This window comes from Pseudomonas sp. 18058, from assembly GCF_902706155.1.
GTDB lineage: Bacteria > Pseudomonadota > Gammaproteobacteria > Pseudomonadales > Pseudomonadaceae > Aquipseudomonas > Aquipseudomonas rustica.
Map to the genome: position 1 here is coordinate 1 of NZ_CACSJY010000055.1, position 17,673 is coordinate 17,673.

Genomic DNA, 17,673 nt, shown 5'->3' on the forward strand with positions numbered 1-17,673 from the left:
GGCGGGCTGTTCGGCCCGCGATAAAGTGTGCCGTTAAATGACAGGAATGTCGTCCAGAGACTGCTCGCTCATGCAGCCGAATGGACGCGGCTGCAACTTGGCGTCGAGGCTGTGGTCGTAATCGATCGCTATGGCAGCCCGTGTGGCGTGTTGATGCAAGCGTTCCATCAGCGCCGGGCCGGAGTTGAGGATGATCAGGCGTGAATGCTTCGCTGCGTTCATCAAATACACCTCATAAGCCTTTGTCACAAAAGGTAATGCATGCTCAAATTGGCCCGCGGGTTTTGTGTGCTTGACTATGCTTTACCCTGGGGTTTGAAGCATGGCATCGCACGTACAAACCCGTACAATGCCGGGCTGTTACAGAATATTCGTGTTGTGCCGTGTTTTTAAAAGCCACGGCGCAGTGTTAAAAGTAGTCTCAGTTGCGCTCGTTCACTTTGTTACCTGCCTGGATTGGGCAGTTTTTTATCGTCATTCAATAGATGGACGCGCCATTGGCGCAGGAAAAGTAGCGTTTTGAAGAAATCCACCGCAGCACCCAAAACAGTCGTTCCGCTCTGGCGCCAACAGTTGCACTACCGGCTCAAGGAAGGTGCATTGATCGCCATCGGCGCTTTGTGCCTGTTCCTGATGATGGCCTTGCTCACCTACGGCAAGGACGATCCGGGCTGGAGCCACAACAGCAAGATCGACGACGTACAGAATTTCGGCGGCCCGGCGGGCTCCTACAGCGCTGACATCCTGTTTATGGTGCTGGGTTACTTCGCCTACATCTTCCCGTTGCTGCTGGCGATCAAGGCTTATCAGATCTTCCGTCAACGCCACGAACCGTGGCAGTGGAGCGGCTGGCTGTTCTCCTGGCGCCTCATCGGTCTGGTGTTTCTGGTGCTGTCCGGCGCTGCGCTGGCGCATCTGCATTTCCATGCCGCGTCGGGTCTGCCGGCCGGTGCCGGTGGTGCGTTGGGTGAAAGCCTCGGCAATCTGGCGAAGAACGCACTGAACATTCAGGGCAGCACATTGCTGTTCATCGCGCTGTTCCTGTTTGGTCTGACGGTGTTCACCGACCTGTCGTGGTTCAAGGTGATGGACATCACCGGCAAGATCACCCTCGACCTGTTTGAACTGTTCCAGGGCGCGCTCAATCGCTGGTGGTCCGCGCGTACCGAGCGCAAGCAACTGGTCGCGCAACTGCGTGAGGTCGATGATCGCGTGCATGACGTGGTCGCGCCGACGGTGACCGACAAGCGCGAGCAGGCCAAAGTCAAAGAACGCCTGATCGAACGTGAGCAAGCGCTGAGCAAGCACATGTCCGATCGCGAGAAACAGGTTCCGCCAGTCATCGCTCCGGCGCCGGCCAAAGCGCCTGAGCCAAGCAAACGCGTGCAGAAAGAGAAACAGGTGCCGTTGTTTGTCGACAGCGCCGTGGAAGGCACCTTGCCGCCGATCTCGATCCTCGATCCGGCGGAAAAGAAACAACTCAATTATTCGCCGGAATCCCTGGCAGCGGTCGGCCACTTGCTGGAGATCAAGCTCAAGGAATTCGGTGTTGAAGTGACCGTCGACTCGATCCACCCGGGTCCGGTGATTACCCGTTACGAAATTCAGCCTGCCGCCGGCGTCAAAGTCAGCCGCATCGCCAACCTCGCCAAAGACCTTGCGCGTTCGCTGGCCGTGACCAGTGTGCGGGTGGTTGAGGTGATTCCGGGCAAGACCACGGTCGGTATCGAGATTCCCAACGAAGACCGGCAGATCGTGCGTTTCTCCGAAGTGCTGTCGACGCCTGAGTACGACAACTTCAAATCGCCGGTCACTCTGGCGCTGGGCCATGACATCGGCGGCAAGCCGGTCATCACTGACCTGGCGAAGATGCCGCACTTGCTGGTGGCCGGTACGACCGGTTCCGGTAAGTCGGTGGGCGTGAACGCGATGATCCTGTCGATCCTGTTCAAGTCTGGCCCGGAAGACGCCAAGCTGATCATGATCGACCCGAAGATGTTGGAGTTGTCGATCTACGAAGGCATTCCGCACCTGCTGTGCCCGGTCGTGACCGACATGAAGGACGCTGCCAACGCCCTGCGCTGGAGCGTTGCCGAGATGGAACGCCGCTACAAGCTGATGGCGAAGATGGGCGTGCGAAATCTGTCCGGCTTCAACGCCAAGGTCAAGGAAGCGCAGGACGCCGGCGAGCCGTTGAGCGATCCGCTGTACAAGCGCGAAAGCATTCACGACGAAGCACCGCTGTTGCAGAAGCTGCCGACCATCGTCGTGGTCGTCGACGAATTCGCCGACATGATGATGATCGTCGGCAAGAAGGTTGAAGAACTGATCGCCCGTATTGCGCAGAAGGCGCGTGCGGCCGGTATTCACTTGATCCTCGCGACCCAGCGGCCGTCGGTGGACGTGATCACCGGTTTGATCAAAGCGAACATTCCGACACGCATGGCATTCCAGGTGTCGAGCAAGATCGACTCCCGGACGATCATCGATCAGGGCGGCGCCGAACAATTGCTCGGCCACGGTGACATGCTTTACATGCCGCCGGGCACCAGCCTGCCGATCCGGGTTCACGGCGCGTTCGTCTCCGACGAAGAAGTTCACCGTGTGGTGGAAGCGTGGAAACTGCGCGGCGCTCCTGAATACAACGACGACATCCTCAACGGTGTCGAAGAGGCGGGCAGCGGCTTTGAAGGCAGCAGCGGTGGCGGCGATGGCGATGATCCGGAAGCTGACGCGCTGTATGACGAAGCCGTGCAATTCGTCCTCGAAAGCCGTCGCGCCTCGATTTCTGCTGTGCAGCGCAAGCTGAAGATCGGCTACAACCGCGCCGCCCGGATGATCGAAGCCATGGAAATGGCCGGCGTCGTCACCTCAATGAACACCAACGGTTCGCGTGAAGTCCTGGCCCCGGGCCCGGTTCGCGACTGAAGCCAGAAGCAAGAGGCGGGACAATGATGTTCCGCCGCTCTCCCAACGAGTATTCAAGAGGACTCCCATGCGTCTTATCCGCATGCTGTTGCCAGTACTGGCGTTGACCACCCTCACGGCTCACGCCGATGACAAGGACGTGGCGCGTCTGACCCAATTGCTGGAAACATCGAAAACCCTGACCGCCAACTTCTCGCAGCTGACCCTCGACGGCGGCGGCACCCAGTTGCAGGAAACCACCGGCAACATGACCCTGCAGCGCCCGGGCCTGTTCTACTGGCACACCAACGCGCCGGCCGAGCAGACCATGGTTTCCGACGGCAAGAAAGTCACCCTGTGGGATCCGGATCTGGAACAGGCGACCATCAAGAAACTCGACGAGCGTCTGACCCAGACCCCGGCGCTGTTGCTGTCCGGTGACGTGTCGAAGATCAGCCAGAGCTTCGACATCACCGCGAAAGAAGCGGGCGGCGTGATCGACTTCACGCTGAAGCCGAAAACCAAAGACACCCTGTTCGACAACCTGCGCCTGTCGTTCCGCAACGGTTTGCTCAACGACATGCAACTGATCGACAGCGTCGGCCAACGCACCAACATCCTGTTCACCGGGGTGAAGGCCAACGAGCCGGTACCGGCCTCCAAGTTCAAGTTCGACATCCCCAAAGGTGCGGACGTGATCCAAGAGTAAAATGCAAAATCCTGTGGGAGCGGGCTTGCTCGCGAATGCGATTTAACATTCAACAAAATAGTTGTCTGACATACCGCTTTCGAGAGCAAGCCCGCTCCCACAATGGCCATCTGATCGACCGGATTCAAATAGAGGTTTCAACGCTACGTGATGGATCTGTTTCGCAGTGCACCGATTGCCCAGCCACTGGCCGCGCGTTTGCGTGCGACCAATCTGGATGAGTACGTCGGTCAGGAGCACGTGCTCGCTCGCGGCAAGCCTCTGCGTGAGGCGCTGGAGCAGGGTGCCCTGCATTCGATGATTTTCTGGGGCCCGCCGGGCGTGGGTAAAACTACGTTGGCGCGGTTGCTCGCGGAAGTTTCAGACGCGCACTTCGAAACCGTTTCAGCAGTGCTCGCCGGGGTCAAAGAGATCCGTCAGGCGGTTGAAATCGCCAAGCAGCAGGCTGGCCAATACGGCAAGCGCACAATTCTGTTCGTCGATGAAGTCCACCGTTTCAACAAGTCGCAGCAGGACGCATTCCTGCCGTACGTTGAAGACGGCACGCTGATCTTCATCGGCGCCACCACCGAAAACCCTTCGTTCGAACTCAATAACGCCTTGTTGTCGCGCGCCCGCGTCTACGTGCTGAAAAGCCTCGACGAAGCGGCGCTGCGCAAACTGGTGCACCGCGCGCTCACCGAAGAGCGCGGGCTGGGCAAGCGCAACCTGACCCTCAGCGACGAAGGTTTCCAGATGCTGCTGTCCGCCGCCGATGGCGATGGCCGGCGTTTGCTTAATCTGCTGGAAAACGCCTCCGACCTGGCCGACGACAACAGCGAGATGGGCATTGATCTGCTGCAGAGTCTGCTCGGCGATACGCGTCGGCGCTTCGACAAGGGCGGCGAAGCGTTCTATGACCAGATTTCGGCGCTGCACAAATCCGTACGCGGTTCCAACCCCGACGGCGCGCTGTACTGGTTCGCACGGATGATCGACGGCGGTTGCGATCCGCTGTACCTGGCCCGGCGCGTGGTGCGCATGGCCAGCGAAGACATCGGCAATGCCGACCCGCGCGCGCTGAGCCTGTGCCTCGCCGCGTGGGAAGTGCAGGAGCGCCTCGGCAGTCCGGAGGGCGAGTTGGCCGTGGCGCAAGCCATCACCTATCTGGCCTGCGCGCCGAAAAGCAACGCGGTGTACATGGGTTTCAAAACTGCCCTGCGCGCCGCCGCCGAACACGGTTCGCTGGAAGTGCCGCTGCATCTGCGCAACGCGCCGACCAAACTGATGAAACAGTTGGGCTACGGCGACGAATACCGTTACGCCCACGATGAACCGGACGCTTATGCCGCCGGCGAAGACTATTTCCCGGACGAACTCGACCCGATCCCGTTCTACCAACCGGTGCCGCGTGGCCTGGAGTTGAAGATCGGCGAGAAGCTCAACCACCTCGCCCAACTCGATCGTTTAAGCCCTCGGCAGCGGAGAAAATAGTGCTTCCATTGATCATCGCGGTGTCTGCCGGCGGCGTTGCTGGCACTTTGTTGCGCTTCGCCACCGGCAATTGGATCAACGCCAATTGGCCGCGGCACTTCTATACCGCGACGCTGGCCGTTAATATCGTGGGCTGCCTGCTGATTGGCGTGTTGTATGGCCTGTTTTTGATACGCCCGGAAGTGCCGATCGAGGTGCGTGCCGGGTTGATGGTCGGCTTCCTCGGGGGGCTGACGACTTTTTCATCCTTTTCACTGGATACGGTGCGCCTGCTGGAAAGCGGGCAAGTGCCGCTGGCCTTGGGCTATGCGGCACTCAGCGTATTCGGCGGGCTGCTCGCGACGTGGGCTGGCCTGTCTTTGACCAAACTTTGATAACGAGAAACCGACATGCTCGATTCCAAACTGTTACGTAGCAACCTTCAGGACGTAGCGGACCGCCTGGCTTCCCGTGGCTTTGCCCTGGATACCGCGCGCATCGAAGCGCTGGAAGAACAGCGCAAGACCGTCCAGACCCGCACCGAAGCACTGCAGGCTGAGCGTAACGCGCGTTCCAAATCCATCGGTCAGGCCAAGCAGCGCGGCGAAGACATCGCGCCGTTGATGGCGGACGTCGAGCGCATGGCGGGCGAATTGAGTGCCGGTAAAGTCGAACTGGACGCGATCCAGACCGAACTGGACTCGATCGTTCTGGGCATTCCTAACCTGCCGCACGAATCCGTGCCGGTCGGCAAAGACGAAGACGACAACGTCGAAGTACGCCGCTGGGGCACCCCGACTGCCTTCGATTTCGAAGTGAAAGACCACGTTGCCCTCGGCGAGAAGTTCGGCTGGCTGGACTTTGAAACCGCTGCCAAGCTGTCCGGCGCGCGTTTCGCTCTGCTGCGTGGCCCGATCGCCCGTCTGCACCGCGCACTCGCGCAGTTCATGATCAACCTGCACGTCAACGAGCACGGCTACGAAGAGGCTTACACGCCTTATCTGGTTCAGGCGCCGGCGCTGCAGGGGACCGGTCAACTGCCGAAATTCGAAGAAGACCTGTTCAAGATCGCCCGCGAAGGCGAAGCCGATCTGTACCTGATCCCGACTGCCGAAGTGTCGCTGACCAACATCGTCGCTGGCGAAATCGTCGATTCGAAACTGCTGCCGATCAAATTCGTTGCCCACACCCCGTGCTTCCGCAGTGAAGCCGGTGCATCGGGTCGCGACACCCGCGGCATGATCCGTCAGCACCAGTTCGACAAAGTTGAAATGGTGCAGATCGTTGAGCCGTCGACCTCGATGGAAGCGCTGGAAGGCCTGACCGCCAACGCTGAAAAAGTCCTGCAACTGCTCGGTCTGCCTTACCGCACCCTGGCGCTGTGCACCGGCGACATGGGCTTCAGCGCGGTCAAGACTTACGACCTCGAAGTGTGGATTCCGAGCCAAGACAAGTACCGCGAAATCTCGTCGTGCTCGAACTGCGGCGACTTCCAGGCGCGTCGTATGCAAGCGCGTTTCCGCAACCCGGAAACCGGCAAGCCTGAACTGGTACACACCTTGAACGGTTCCGGCCTGGCCGTAGGCCGTACCCTGGTTGCCGTGCTGGAAAACTACCAGCAGGCTGACGGTTTGATCCGTGTGCCGGACGTACTGAAGCCGTACATGGGTGGCCTTGAGGTCATCGGCTAAATGAAATATCTGCCGCTGTTTCACAACCTGCGCGGCAGTCGTGTGTTGGTCGTCGGTGGGGGGGAAATTGCCTTGCGCAAATCCCGCCTGCTGGCCGATGCCGGTGCGCTGCTGCGGGTGGTCGCACCTGAAATCGAATCGCAGCTGCGTGAGCTGGTCGCAGCTTCCGGCGGCGAATGCCTGTTGCGCGGTTACGTCGAGGCGGATCTGGACGGTTGCGGGCTGATCATCGCCGCCACCGACGATGAAACGCTGAACGCACAAGTCTCCACCGATGCTCACAAGCGTTGCGTGCCGGTCAACGTGGTCGACGCGCCTGCCTTGTGCAGCGTGATCTTCCCGGCGATCGTCGATCGCTCGCCGTTGATCATCGCCGTGTCCAGCGGTGGCGACGCGCCGGTGCTGGCGCGACTGATTCGCGCCAAGATCGAAACCTGGATTCCCTCGACTTACGGTCAACTGGCCGGGCTCGCCGCACGTTTCCGTAATCAGGTGAAAAGCCTGTTTCCGGATGTGCAGCAGCGTCGCGGATTCTGGGAGGACGTATTCCAGGGGCCGATTGCCGACCGCCAACTGGCCGGGCAGGGCGCCGAAGCCGAGCGTCTGTTGCAGGCCAAGATTGATGGCGAAGCAACGGTTACCACCGGTGAAGTGTATTTGGTCGGCGCAGGGCCGGGTGATCCGGATCTGCTGACGTTCAAGGCTTTGCGTCTGATGCAGCAAGCCGACGTGGTGTTGTACGACCGTTTGGTTGCGCCAGCGATTCTTGAGTTGTGCCGTCGCGATGCCGAGCGCGTGTATGTCGGCAAGCGCCGTTCAGATCATGCAGTGCCGCAGGATCAGATCAACCAGCAACTGGTTGATCTGGCCAAGGCCGGCAAGCGCGTGGTGCGCTTGAAGGGCGGTGATCCGTTTATCTTCGGCCGTGGCGGCGAAGAGATCGAAGAACTGGCGGCCCACGGGATTCCGTTTCAGGTGGTGCCTGGGATTACCGCAGCCAGTGGTTGCGCGGCGTATGCCGGGATTCCGCTGACCCATCGTGATTACGCGCAGTCAGTGCGCTTTGTCACCGGGCATTTAAAGGACGGCTCCACCGATCTGCCCTGGGCCGACCTCGTCGCCCCGGCGCAGACGCTGGTGTTCTACATGGGACTGGTGGGCTTGCCGGTGATCTGCGAGCAGTTGATCAAGCACGGTCGCGCGGCGGATACCCCGGCGGCATTGATTCAGCAGGGCACCACGGTCAATCAGCGGGTCTTTACCGGCACGCTGGCGGATCTGCCACGCATGGTGGCGGAGCATGAAGTGCATGCGCCGACATTGGTGATCGTGGGGGAAGTGGTGCAACTGCGCGCGAAACTGGCGTGGTTTGAAGGGGCTCAGGCGCAGGTCTGAGTCAGATCAAAAGATCGCAGCCTTCGGCAGCTCCTACAGAGAACGCATTCTCATGTAGGAGCTGCCGAAGGCTGCGATCTTTTGATTTTTGCTGTTAGCCCTTCAACCAACCCCCTTTCCCAGCCAACCGCGCCCGATCATGGGCCGCCGTGAAATCCTGCTCCGGCCCCTTCGGCACAACCCCCGTCGGGTTAATGGTCTTGTGACTGCCGTAGTAGTGGTTCTTGATGTGCTGAAAATCCACCGTCTCGCCAATCCCCGGCAGCTGATACACCTCACGCAACCAGTTCGACAGATTCGGGTAATCGGCAATCCGCCGCAGGTTGCATTTGAAGTGCCCGTGATACACCGCGTCAAAACGAATCATCGTGGTGAACAGGCGCACATCCGCTTCGGTCAGGTACTCGCCGGTCAGATAGCGATTCGCACCTAAAACCCGCTCCAGATGATCGAGCTCAGCAAACACCTCATCGAACGCTTGTTCATAGGCCTGTTGCGACGTGGCAAACCCCGCGCGGTACACGCCGTTGTTTACGGCTGGATAGATTCGATCGTTCAGCGCATCGATCTCGCTGCGCAGTGGCGCCGGGTAGAAGTCCAGCTCATTGCCAGTCAGACCATCAAACGCGCTGTTGAACATGCGGATGATCTCCGCTGATTCATTACTGACGATGCGTTTGAGCTTTTTGTCCCACAGCACCGGCACGGTGACGCGGCCGGTGTAGTCGGCGGTGTCAGCGGTGTAGCGCTGATGCATGAATTCAAAGCCATCGAGCTTGTCGCCGGTCGAGCCCAGCGCTTTGTCGAACGTCCAGCCGTTTTCCAGCATCAACCAACTGACCACCGAAACGTCGATCAGACTTTCCAGACCTTTGAGTTTGCGCAGGATCAGCGTGCGATGCGCCCATGGACAGGCGAGTGACACGTAGAGGTGATAGCGACCGGCCTCGGCGGCAAAACCACCTTCACCGCTCGGGCCGGGCTCGCCGTTGGCGGTTACCCAGTTACGGCGTTGTGCCTGTTCGCGCTGGAACGCGCCGTCTTTGCTGCTTTCGTACCACTTGTCCTGCCAGTGGCCATCGACGAGTAAACCCATGATCAAGACTCCGTAAATCAGTAAACGTTGGAGTCGAGTCTATTCCTGTGAGTTCGAACAAAAAGCGCAAAGATCGGGCGTGAATGATCGGTTAAATCGATTTGTCTCGCGCAGCCCAGTATTGCTCGGCGGTTTCGAAGGCTTGTTCACGCGGTTGGCCAAGCCCGCGCAGGGCCAGCGCCATCGTCGAGATCAGCGCCATTTGTGGGTAGCTGTCGACCACGTCGCCGCGCCACACGGCTTTCAAGTGCTCAATATCCAGCGATGAAGGTTTGACGTGACGTTGCGCCGACATCTGCGGCCATTCCTCATCCCAGCTCTCGCCGCCAGTGGTGCCGTAGAGGTGGCTGTTTGCATCCGGGTTGATCTCGATTTCGCCGCCGTCGCCCTTGACCACAATCGCTGTGTCGCCGAGCAGGCCGCTGGCATCGCGGTGCACCGCTTGGTAGCCGGGGTGGAAAATACTTTGCAGCCCGCAGCGTGCGCCCAGTGGATTAAGAATCCGCGCCAGCGAATGAATCGGCGAGCGCAGACCCAAGGTGTTGCGCAGATCGATCATGTTCTGCAACTGCGGCGCCCAGTCCACCAACGGCATAAACGCGAGGCCACCGTTGTCCAGTGCCGTGCCGACTTGTTGCCAGGTGCGACACAACGGAATGTTCAACTCGCCGAGCAATTGCTCGCTGTACAGCCGCCCGGCGGTGTGCGCGCCGCCGCCGTGCATGAAGATGCGCACGTCGTTCTGCGCCAGGCACTTGGCGGCCAGCAGATACCACGGCAGATGGCGCTTTTTACCGGCGTAGGTCGGCCAATCCAGATCGACATTCAGCGCAGGCGCCTGCAAGCGTTCACGCAAGGCTTCGGTGAAACCGGCCATTTCCTCGGCGCTTTCTTCCTTGTGGCGCAGCAACATCAGGAACGCACCGAGCTGGGTGTCCTCGACCTTGTCGTCGAGCACCATGCCCATGGCTTTACGCGCTTCTTCGCGCGTCAGATCACGGGCGCCGCGTTTGCCCTTGCCGAGGATGCGTACGAATTGGGCGAATGGATGTTCAGCAGGCGTTTCGAGGGTCAGCGCTGGAAAGTCGGTCATAAGCAATTCGTCGGTTTGGGCAGGCCCGCCAGTTTCGCGGCGAGTTTGGCAGGGGTGCCTTTGAACAGTCGGTTCAGGTGCAGGCTGTTGCCTTTTTCCACACCGAGTTTCAGCGCGGTGTACTTGATCAGCGGACGCGTGGCCGGGGACAACTGGAATTCGGCGTAGAAGCTGCGCAGCAATTCGAGGACTTCCCAGTGTTCGGCGGTCAACTCAATCTCTTCGGCAGCGGCGAGGGCGCTGGCGACATCCTGCGACCAGTCGCTGAGGTCAACGAGGAAGCCGTCCTTGTCCAGTTCGATGGCGCGGGCGCCGACGGTCATGGAATTCATAGCCAGCTGTTGACCTTGTCGTGATGGATCGACAGTTCGACGAAGGCCGGGTAATCGATCACTTCGGCCCAGTCAGGAACTTCGAGGGCGCGCGCCTGCGCGTCTTCGGCCAGAACGAACAATTTGATCTGGCGGTTGTGCAGCGCAGTGAACGGCGCGGTGCCCGGTTGCAACGCGTAGACCGCATCGCCGGACAGCAATAAAGCATCAGCGCTGCCGATCACGCGCAGGCAACTGGTCAGGCGATCGTCGCCGAACGGGGAATGAGACAACACATGCAAAGTCGACATCAGAGGGTGATCACCTGGTCGTAGCGGTCAATAAGGGCGGTGATTTGCTCGGCGGCCAGCGGCTCGGCTTCGTCCAGCGACAACGTGCTGAGGCCACGGGCGCTGGCGCTGTCGGCGCAATAGAACAGCTCTTCCACGCCGAACATCGGCAGCGCTTGCAGGTTGGCGCTGAGGTCTTTCTGTTGCAGTGCCTTCGCGTTTTGTCCGGCGCTGAGTTGCAGCACGCCGTCATCGAGAAACAGCAAACCGATCGGCAGATCGAAAGCGCCGCCGGCCAGCACGATGTCCAGCGCTTCGCGGGCGCCGGGGCCCGACCATGGCGACTGGCGGCTGATGATCAACAGGGATTTGGCCATCTCACGCACCTCCAAAGCAGATCAGGCGATCGGCATCTTGCACCGCATCATGCAACTGACCGAGGCCGGACAATTCCCACGGCGTGCTGACCGAAATCGCTTCGCGCTGGTAACGCTTGGCTTCTTCCGCGTTCAGGGCGCCACGGCGCAGGGCGGCGGCGATGCAGACCACGCCGTCGAGCTTCTGCTCGGTGATAAACGCGCGCCATTGCTTGGGCAAGTCGAGTTCGTCCTGCGGGGCGACCACCGCGTCGGAGGCGTTGTAGACGCCGTCCTGGTAGAAAAACAGCCGGACAATCTCATGCCCACCGGCCAGTGCCGCCTGCGCAAACAGCAGGGCACGGCGCGAGGAGGGCGCATGGGCGGCGGAAAACAACGCGATGGCGAACTTCATGACGGACTCGATCAGCAAAACTGCGGCCATGATAAAGCATTGTGGCCGCCAAAGGATCGCGCAAACCCGATCCCTGTAGGAGCTGCGGCACGCTGCGATCTGTTGATCTTGATTTTAAAAAAACCAGATCAAAAGATCGCAGCCTCGTTTCACTCGTCAGCTCCTACAGGGGATTTGCGGTTAGCGGGGCATGTAGCCGAGTTGCCAGCGTCGCGGGATTCTGAGGGAAAGCAGGCCGATCATCGCGGCCAGCACAGCGCTGACAAACATGGCTTTGAGGCCCAGATGCTGTTCCAGCACCGCCCCGAGAATGGCGCCGATAAACATCCCGCTCCATGGCACCAGTTGCACCCGCCAGCCGCTGCGCCGTTCGCCGAGCATCCAGCGGCCCAGTCCTCGGCCAAATCGCGACAGCGCGCCGGTCACGTAGGTCAGCCCGACCGGCAGGCCATTCACTTCCTCGACCGCCGCGTTGAGCATGCCCATCGCAATGATCGCTGCGAGCAATGCCGGCAGTTGCGCGTCGAACGGCCACGCTGCCGAGGTGCAGAGCAGGGTGGCGATGCACAGCAGCAGCGGCAGCGCGCGTCGCCCACCGAGGCGCGCGACGAGTACACCCAAGGCGTTACCGAGGATGAACGTTGCGACAAGAATCACCAGGCGCAAGGTCAACCCGAGATCACCTTCACTGATCGCCACCGCCAGGCGTGTCGTGTTCCCGCTCATGAACGAGACGAAATCGCCGCTGGCCATGAAACCAATGGCGTCGGTCATGCCGGCCAGTACCGACAGGCTGGCGACCAGCGCCAGACCCACGCGTCCGCGCCATTTTTGCGTGTGCAGATGGCCGGGGCTGGCGCGATGAGTCGAGGCGGAAGGCAGCATCGGCGAAAGGATCCTTGGCGTGGCGGTTAAGGTTCTATCCCGTACAGGTCGCAGTATTCCAGCCAGTCCATGCCGGCCATTTCCGCCACCTCGCGATGCACTTCCAGGCGCTGCGCCTGATATTCCTCAGGCGAATCAGCGGTCAGTTGCAACGTCAGTTCCCAGGCGAACAACCCCAGTTTGTCCGCTTCTTCTTCAAACGCCTCATGCAGACGTTCTTCGCGGTATTGCGCCTGGGTTTCGCCCTTGGCCTGAGCCAGCAGAGGATTGAGGTGGTCGAGGCTGTCGCGCAGTTCAGGGCGCGCGTCGAGGAACAGTTTCAGGGCGTGTTCATGTCGCTGATCGGTAGGCGCCATGGGTTTTCCTTGTGAGGCTGATGACCTTAGGTTGCCGCAGCGGCGAGTGCCTGTCTCGCTATAAATGCAGTAAAGCAGAACGATTTCCGCTTGCGGCGGTGATACAGTCCGCTTTTTTCTGAATGAGCGAATGCAATGCGAATTCTGATGGTAGCGCTGGCGGCGACGGTTCTGGCCGGTTGCGCAGGTTCGGCGATGGACGATGCGCGCACCCAGGCGCCTTATAAAGTCATGACCTCGGACAAAGCCGAGAAGCTCGTGGCGCAGTGCGTGCAATTCGCCTGGCAGGACGAGGCGGTATTTGGCGTGGACGCGGGGGCTTATCTGCAACCGGGCAAGAAGGGCGGTTCGACGGTGTACACCCGTTCGGCGGAGTCGTTCGTTGACCTGAGCACGGAGCCGTCGGGGACGACGCTGAATTACTACGCGCAGAAAGATGATTTTGTCGCGAAGCGGCGGTTGGCGGCGTTGGCGACTTGCCTGTAATCATCAGTTGATGCAGCTGAGCTTCTTCGCGGGCAAGCCTTGCTCCTACAGATATTGATCACCGTAGGAGCAAAGCTTGCTCGCGAAGGGGCCGTCACATTCAGTCAATCAACCGCTTCTGGAAAAAATGCCGCTTATGCCCCAGCGGATAATCAACAATCTCGCCGCACTCGGTATACCCGACCTTCTTGTAAAACTCCGGCGCCTGAAACGAAAAGGTGTCGAGCCAGATCCCCACGCAATCCTTCTCTCGCGCAAAATCTTCAGCCATCTGCATCAGTTTCGAACCGATGCCCTGACCGCGCCCTTCAATCGGCACGGCCAACAATTCAATGAACAACCAGCGATAAAACGTATGGCCATACAGGCCGCCGAGCACAGCGTCGTGCTCGTCGCGTACCAGCAACGCGATCGGTTCCCACACCGATGGGCCGGCCTGGGAGACGTTATGTGCGCGCAGTGGCGCCAGAATGGCCGCGCGGTGTTCTTCCGTGGGTGTTTGCGTTAACTCGATGCGCAAGTTCATGCAGGACTTCCTTGTAGGATAATTCGCCAGCGTATCCTGCCCGGTGGTCTGCTTCCAAGTCCCTGCGCAAAACCGGTGGAACCGTCGCTCGCGCGTCGCGGTCTAGCTTTTACAGCGTCATTCCAGCACGCGGTTGATGAGGACACGCCATGAATATTTTTGAAGCCCTTCGTGAAAGCCACGACCGCCAGCGCACTTACGCGAAAAGCCTGATCAAAACCAGCGGTGACACCCCGGAGCGGGTTGAGGCTTACAAACTGCTTAAAGATGAACTGCAAGCCCACGAAACCGCCGAAGAACGTCACTTCTACATTCCGTTGATGGAGTGCGATGCCGGTGTCGACCTCAGTCGTCACGCGATTTCCGAGCACCATGAAATGGACGAGATGATGGAAGAACTTGACGAGACCGAGATGTCGAGCCCGGCGTGGTTGGCGACGGCGAAGAAGTTGTCGGAGAAGGTGCATCACCACCTGGAGGAAGAAGAGCAGAAGTTCTTCCAGATGGCGGGCAAATTGCTCAATGAGAAGCAGAAGGTGCAGCTCGCCGGGCAGTATGAAAAAGAGTATCAGGAGCAGGTCGAAAGCAAATAGTTTGGGTCGATCAAAAGATCGCAGCCTGCGGCAGCTCCTACAGGAGATCGAATTGCAAATGCAGGAGCTGCCGCGGGCTGCGATCTTTTGATGTTAAAGCTCCCTCCAGCGTCAGCAAATGCTCCTTGGCCTCCAGCCCGCCCGCAAACCCGGTGAGTTTCCCCGACGCACCGATCACCCGATGACACGGCGCGACAATCGAAATCGGATTACGCCCATTTGCTGCGCCCACTGCCCGCACCGCTGAAGGATTGCCGATCTGCGCGGCAATCTGGCTGTAGCTGCGCGTCTCGCCAAACGGAATCGTCAGCAACGCTGCCCACACCTGTTTCTGAAACTCAGTGCCGACAAAATCCAGCTCCAGATCGAAGCGATCGCGGGTGCCGGAAAAATATTCTTGCAGCTGCCGAGCGGTTTTTATCAGGATCGGATTGTCCGGTGCTGCGCTCATCGGCCCGAGGCGCACGCGGTTCGGTTTGTCGTTTTCCCAGAGGATGGCCGCCAGTCGTGAACCGTTCGCGACCAGCTTCAACTCGCCGACGGGCGAGGGCAGAGTGGTGAAGGTAAAAGCCATGCAGGCCAGCTCCGGTTCAGGGCATCGATGGCGCTCAGCATACTGCCTGCGTGGGGAGGCGCAATGCGCAATCGCGACCATACTGCTTGTTGCTCTTGAAGCGTTCGCCTCTGTTTTGCACAGACCCTAAAAACAAAAAAGAGATCGACTCATGAAGTACGAACCTTTGGCCAAATCGCTGTTAGCGACCTCATTGGCACTCAGCTGTCTGATGGCTCACGCGGCCTCGGTCGCACCGGTCGCTGCCGAAAACGGCATGGTGGTCACCGCGCAACATCTGGCGACCCACGTCGGCGTCGATGTGTTGAAAAGCGGCGGCAACGCGGTGGATGCCGCCGTCGCGGTGGGTTATGCGCTGGCGGTGGTTTACCCCGCAGCCGGCAACCTCGGCGGTGGCGGTTTCATGACCATTCAACTGGCCGACGGACGCAAGACCTTCCTCGATTTCCGCGAAAAAGCGCCGTTGGCCGCGACCGCCAATATGTATCTGGACAAGGAAGGAAACGTCATTCCTGACCTGAGCACGCGCGGCCACTTGGCGGTCGGCGTACCGGGCACCGTGTCCGGCATGGAACTGGCGCTGAGCAAGTACGGCACCAAGCCGCGCAAAGACATGATCGCCCCGGCCATCAAACTGGCTGAAGACGGTTTCGAACTGGAGCAGGGCGACGTCGAGCTGCTGGAATACGCCACCGATGTGTTCAAAAAGGACATCCGCGATTCTGGCTCGATCTTCCTGCACAACGGCGAACCGATGCAGGTCGGGCAGAAACTGGTGCAGAAGGATCTGGCTAAAACCCTGCGCACCATTTCCGAGAAAGGCGCCGACGGCTTCTATAAAGGTTGGGTCGCCGATGCGATCGTGACGTCGAGTCAGGCCAACAAGGGCATCATCACCCAGGCCGACCTCGACAAATACAAGACCCGCGAACTGGCGCCGGTCGAGTGTGATTACCGTGGCTACCACGTGGTTTCCGCGCCGCCACCAAGCTCCGGCGGTGTGGTGATCTGCCAGATCATGAACATCCTCGAAGGCTATCCGATGAAGGATCTGGGCTTCCATTCGGCCCAGGGCATGCACTACCAGATCGAAGCGATGCGCCACGCGTACGTGGATCGCAACAGCTATCTGGGTGATCCGGATTTCGTCAAAAATCCGATCGAACATCTGCTCGACAAGAACTACGCAACCAAACTGCGCGACTCGATTCAACCGCAGAAGGCTGGCGTCTCGGCCGAGCTGAAACCGGGTACCGCACCGCATGAAGGCAGCAACACCACGCACTATTCGATCGTCGACAAGTGGGGTAACGCGGTTTCGGTCACTTACACCCTCAACGACTGGTTCGGCGCGGGCGTGATGGCGAGCAAGACCGGGGTGATCCTCAACGATGAAATGGACGACTTCACCTCCAAGGTCGGCGTGCCGAACATGTACGGTCTGGTGCAGGGCGAAGCCAACGCGATCGCGCCGGGCAAGGCACCGCTGTCGTCGATGAGCCCGACCATCGTCACCAAGGACGGCAAAGTGGTGATGGTGGTGGGCACGCCGGGCGGTAGCCGGATCATCACCGCGACCTTGCTGACCATGCTCAACGTTATCGACTACGGCATGGGCCTGCAGGAAGCAGTCGATGCGCCGCGCTTCCACCAGCAGTGGATGCCGGAGGAAACCAACCTCGAAGACTTCGCGGCGAGTCCCGACACGAAGAAGATTCTCGAGAGCTGGGGCCACAAGTTTGCCGGCCCGCAGGATGCCAACCACATCGCCGCGATTCTGGTCGGCGCACCGTCGCTGGGCGGTAAACCGGTTGGCAAAAACCGCTTCTACGGTGCCAACGATCCACGGCGTAATACCGGGTTGTCATTGGGTTACTAAGGCGCGAAAAAAAACGGGGCGGGCTCACTTCCGCCCCTGTTTCAAGGACTGATCAAGGAAGGCTCATCATGACCACCGCATTGCTGATCATCGACGTCCAGCAAGCTCTCTGCTCGGGCGAGTATGAGTGCCATGACATTCACCGGGTGATCGACACCATCAACGGCCTCAGCCGCCGAGCGCGCACGGCCGGGGTACCGGTGGTGCTGATTCAGCATGAAGAAAAGGACAGTCCGTTGGCTCATGGCGCGGAAGGCTGGCAACTGGCCGAAGGGCTGGAAACGTCGAGTAAGGATTTACGCGTACGCAAGACCACACCCGATTCGTTCTACCAGACTGATTTACTCAAATTGCTGCCGAGCGAGGATTTCGAACGCTTGGTCATTTGCGGGTTGCAAACCGACTATTGCATCAACGCGACCGTTCGCCAGGCCCATCAACTGGGCTACGACGTAGTGCTCGCCGCCGACGCACACTCCACCGTCGACAACGGCCCGATGAGCGCCGACGACATCATCGCCGAACACAACAAAGACCTCGCGCACCTGACCGGCTCCGTCGCCCGCATCGACGTAAAACCCGCCGCAACCATTACGTTTTGAAAACACCACACCCCCTGTAGGAGCTGCCGGAGGCTGCGATCTGTTGATCTTGAAAAT

At 59.8% G+C, this 17,673-nt stretch carries 21 protein-coding genes; 10 read left to right on the plus strand and 11 right to left on the minus strand.

Going from position 1 to position 17,673, the window contains the following annotated elements; translation table 11 throughout:
* Nucleotides 1-33 precede the first annotated feature (33 nt).
* Nucleotides 34-222: a hypothetical protein gene (locus GVL50_RS23180; RefSeq protein ID WP_159815194.1), complete on the minus strand. Its 189-nt coding sequence runs from the start codon at nucleotides 220-222 to the stop codon at nucleotides 34-36.
* A 297-nt stretch (nucleotides 223-519) separates the two neighbouring features.
* Here GVL50_RS23180 and GVL50_RS23185 point away from each other — a divergent pair, with 297 nt between their 5' ends.
* From GVL50_RS23185 to cysG, 6 genes are all read left to right on the plus strand, one after another.
* A complete protein-coding gene (locus GVL50_RS23185) occupies nucleotides 520-2,928 on the plus strand; it encodes a DNA translocase FtsK (RefSeq protein ID WP_053121593.1) in 2,409 nt (802 codons plus the stop codon).
* 67 nt (nucleotides 2,929-2,995) lie between these two features.
* Entirely contained in the window at nucleotides 2,996-3,616 is a 621-nt protein-coding gene (gene lolA / locus GVL50_RS23190) for an outer membrane lipoprotein chaperone LolA (protein WP_053121592.1), read from the plus strand.
* Nucleotides 3,617-3,766: 150 nt separating this feature from the next.
* Nucleotides 3,767-5,089, plus strand: coding sequence for a replication-associated recombination protein A (locus GVL50_RS23195; protein ID WP_053121590.1), 1,323 nt, complete (start codon nucleotides 3,767-3,769; stop codon nucleotides 5,087-5,089).
* Nucleotides 5,089-5,463 (plus strand): fluoride efflux transporter CrcB, encoded by a 375-nt coding sequence (crcB, locus tag GVL50_RS23200; protein WP_053121588.1) that lies wholly within the window; start codon nucleotides 5,089-5,091, stop codon nucleotides 5,461-5,463. The genes GVL50_RS23195 and crcB overlap by 1 nt, the downstream gene beginning before the upstream one ends.
* A gap of 15 nt (nucleotides 5,464-5,478) precedes the next feature.
* A complete protein-coding gene (gene serS, locus GVL50_RS23205; protein ID WP_159815195.1) occupies nucleotides 5,479-6,759 on the plus strand; it encodes a serine--tRNA ligase in 1,281 nt (426 codons plus the stop codon).
* Nucleotides 6,760-8,154, plus strand: coding sequence for a siroheme synthase CysG (cysG, locus tag GVL50_RS23210; protein ID WP_159815196.1), 1,395 nt, complete (start codon nucleotides 6,760-6,762; stop codon nucleotides 8,152-8,154).
* Nucleotides 8,155-8,248: 94 nt separating this feature from the next.
* On the opposite strand, the gene GVL50_RS23215 is transcribed toward cysG, so the two are convergent.
* From GVL50_RS23215 to GVL50_RS23250, 8 genes are all read right to left on the minus strand, one after another.
* Nucleotides 8,249-9,250, minus strand: a complete 1,002-nt coding sequence (locus tag GVL50_RS23215) for a glutathione S-transferase family protein (RefSeq protein ID WP_159815197.1) — start codon at nucleotides 9,248-9,250, stop codon at nucleotides 8,249-8,251.
* A 91-nt stretch (nucleotides 9,251-9,341) separates the two neighbouring features.
* Nucleotides 9,342-10,343 carry a glycosyl transferase family protein gene (locus GVL50_RS23220; protein WP_159815198.1) on the minus strand — a complete coding sequence of 334 codons (1,002 nt, stop codon included), beginning with the start codon at nucleotides 10,341-10,343 and terminating at the stop codon, nucleotides 9,342-9,344.
* Complete coding sequence (locus tag GVL50_RS23225; RefSeq protein WP_159815199.1) at nucleotides 10,340-10,675, minus strand: TusE/DsrC/DsvC family sulfur relay protein; 336 nt, start codon at nucleotides 10,673-10,675, stop codon at nucleotides 10,340-10,342. Before GVL50_RS23225 ends, GVL50_RS23220 begins: the two co-directional genes overlap by 4 nt.
* On the minus strand, nucleotides 10,672-10,965 hold the full coding sequence (gene tusB / locus GVL50_RS23230) for a sulfurtransferase complex subunit TusB (RefSeq protein ID WP_159815200.1): 294 nt from the start codon (nucleotides 10,963-10,965) through the stop codon (nucleotides 10,672-10,674). Before tusB ends, GVL50_RS23225 begins: the two co-directional genes overlap by 4 nt.
* On the minus strand, nucleotides 10,965-11,321 hold the full coding sequence (gene tusC, locus GVL50_RS23235; protein WP_053121575.1) for a sulfurtransferase complex subunit TusC: 357 nt from the start codon (nucleotides 11,319-11,321) through the stop codon (nucleotides 10,965-10,967). Before tusC ends, tusB begins: the two co-directional genes overlap by 1 nt.
* Nucleotide 11,322: 1 nt before the next feature.
* Complete coding sequence (gene tusD / locus GVL50_RS23240) at nucleotides 11,323-11,715, minus strand: sulfurtransferase complex subunit TusD (RefSeq protein ID WP_159815201.1); 393 nt, start codon at nucleotides 11,713-11,715, stop codon at nucleotides 11,323-11,325.
* Between the two features lie 180 nt (nucleotides 11,716-11,895).
* The gene (locus GVL50_RS23245) at nucleotides 11,896-12,600 is read right to left on the minus strand and encodes a YoaK family protein (protein WP_159815202.1); all 705 of its coding nucleotides are present in this window, start codon (nucleotides 12,598-12,600) and stop codon (nucleotides 11,896-11,898) included.
* 26 nt (nucleotides 12,601-12,626) lie between these two features.
* Nucleotides 12,627-12,956: a DUF6388 family protein gene (locus tag GVL50_RS23250; RefSeq protein ID WP_053121571.1), complete on the minus strand. Its 330-nt coding sequence runs from the start codon at nucleotides 12,954-12,956 to the stop codon at nucleotides 12,627-12,629.
* A gap of 135 nt (nucleotides 12,957-13,091) precedes the next feature.
* Between GVL50_RS23250 and GVL50_RS23255 the strand changes: the two genes are divergently transcribed.
* Complete coding sequence (locus tag GVL50_RS23255; protein ID WP_053121569.1) at nucleotides 13,092-13,442, plus strand: hypothetical protein; 351 nt, start codon at nucleotides 13,092-13,094, stop codon at nucleotides 13,440-13,442.
* A gap of 100 nt (nucleotides 13,443-13,542) precedes the next feature.
* On the opposite strand, the gene GVL50_RS23260 is transcribed toward GVL50_RS23255, so the two are convergent.
* Complete coding sequence (locus tag GVL50_RS23260) at nucleotides 13,543-13,968, minus strand: N-acetyltransferase (RefSeq protein WP_053121567.1); 426 nt, start codon at nucleotides 13,966-13,968, stop codon at nucleotides 13,543-13,545.
* Nucleotides 13,969-14,117: 149 nt separating this feature from the next.
* Here GVL50_RS23260 and GVL50_RS23265 point away from each other — a divergent pair, with 149 nt between their 5' ends.
* Nucleotides 14,118-14,561, plus strand: coding sequence for a hemerythrin domain-containing protein (locus GVL50_RS23265; protein WP_159815203.1), 444 nt, complete (start codon nucleotides 14,118-14,120; stop codon nucleotides 14,559-14,561).
* A gap of 37 nt (nucleotides 14,562-14,598) precedes the next feature.
* On the opposite strand, the gene GVL50_RS23270 is transcribed toward GVL50_RS23265, so the two are convergent.
* Nucleotides 14,599-15,135 carry a methylated-DNA--[protein]-cysteine S-methyltransferase gene (locus GVL50_RS23270; protein WP_256671943.1) on the minus strand — a complete coding sequence of 179 codons (537 nt, stop codon included), beginning with the start codon at nucleotides 15,133-15,135 and terminating at the stop codon, nucleotides 14,599-14,601.
* Between the two features lie 151 nt (nucleotides 15,136-15,286).
* Here GVL50_RS23270 and ggt point away from each other — a divergent pair, with 151 nt between their 5' ends.
* A complete protein-coding gene (gene ggt, locus GVL50_RS23275) occupies nucleotides 15,287-17,014 on the plus strand; it encodes a gamma-glutamyltransferase (protein WP_159815204.1) in 1,728 nt (575 codons plus the stop codon).
* A gap of 68 nt (nucleotides 17,015-17,082) precedes the next feature.
* The gene (locus GVL50_RS23280; protein ID WP_159815205.1) at nucleotides 17,083-17,616 is read left to right on the plus strand and encodes a cysteine hydrolase family protein; all 534 of its coding nucleotides are present in this window, start codon (nucleotides 17,083-17,085) and stop codon (nucleotides 17,614-17,616) included.
* Nucleotides 17,617-17,673 lie beyond the last annotated feature (57 nt).

Bases quoted from the DNA above. Each gene is read 5' to 3' on its own strand.
- GVL50_RS23180 (WP_159815194.1), bottom strand. From the start codon at position 222: ATGAACGCAGCGAAGCATTCACGCCTGATCATCCTCAACTCCGGCCCG.
- lolA (WP_053121592.1), top strand. From the start codon at position 2,996: ATGCGTCTTATCCGCATGCTGTTGCCAGTACTGGCGTTGACCACCCTC.
- GVL50_RS23195 (WP_053121590.1), top strand. From the start codon at position 3,767: ATGGATCTGTTTCGCAGTGCACCGATTGCCCAGCCACTGGCCGCGCGT.
- serS (WP_159815195.1), top strand. From the start codon at position 5,479: ATGCTCGATTCCAAACTGTTACGTAGCAACCTTCAGGACGTAGCGGAC.
- cysG (WP_159815196.1), top strand. From the start codon at position 6,760: ATGAAATATCTGCCGCTGTTTCACAACCTGCGCGGCAGTCGTGTGTTG.
- GVL50_RS23215 (WP_159815197.1), bottom strand. From the start codon at position 9,250: ATGGGTTTACTCGTCGATGGCCACTGGCAGGACAAGTGGTACGAAAGC.
- GVL50_RS23220 (WP_159815198.1), bottom strand. From the start codon at position 10,343: ATGACCGACTTTCCAGCGCTGACCCTCGAAACGCCTGCTGAACATCCA.
- GVL50_RS23225 (WP_159815199.1), bottom strand. From the start codon at position 10,675: ATGAATTCCATGACCGTCGGCGCCCGCGCCATCGAACTGGACAAGGAC.
- tusB (WP_159815200.1), bottom strand. From the start codon at position 10,965: ATGTCGACTTTGCATGTGTTGTCTCATTCCCCGTTCGGCGACGATCGC.
- tusC (WP_053121575.1), bottom strand. From the start codon at position 11,321: ATGGCCAAATCCCTGTTGATCATCAGCCGCCAGTCGCCATGGTCGGGC.
- tusD (WP_159815201.1), bottom strand. From the start codon at position 11,715: ATGAAGTTCGCCATCGCGTTGTTTTCCGCCGCCCATGCGCCCTCCTCG.
- GVL50_RS23245 (WP_159815202.1), bottom strand. From the start codon at position 12,600: ATGCTGCCTTCCGCCTCGACTCATCGCGCCAGCCCCGGCCATCTGCAC.
- GVL50_RS23250 (WP_053121571.1), bottom strand. From the start codon at position 12,956: ATGGCGCCTACCGATCAGCGACATGAACACGCCCTGAAACTGTTCCTC.
- GVL50_RS23255 (WP_053121569.1), top strand. From the start codon at position 13,092: ATGCGAATTCTGATGGTAGCGCTGGCGGCGACGGTTCTGGCCGGTTGC.
- GVL50_RS23260 (WP_053121567.1), bottom strand. From the start codon at position 13,968: ATGAACTTGCGCATCGAGTTAACGCAAACACCCACGGAAGAACACCGC.
- GVL50_RS23265 (WP_159815203.1), top strand. From the start codon at position 14,118: ATGAATATTTTTGAAGCCCTTCGTGAAAGCCACGACCGCCAGCGCACT.
- GVL50_RS23270 (WP_256671943.1), bottom strand. From the start codon at position 15,135: ATGGCTTTTACCTTCACCACTCTGCCCTCGCCCGTCGGCGAGTTGAAG.
- ggt (WP_159815204.1), top strand. From the start codon at position 15,287: ATGAAGTACGAACCTTTGGCCAAATCGCTGTTAGCGACCTCATTGGCA.
- GVL50_RS23280 (WP_159815205.1), top strand. From the start codon at position 17,083: ATGACCACCGCATTGCTGATCATCGACGTCCAGCAAGCTCTCTGCTCG.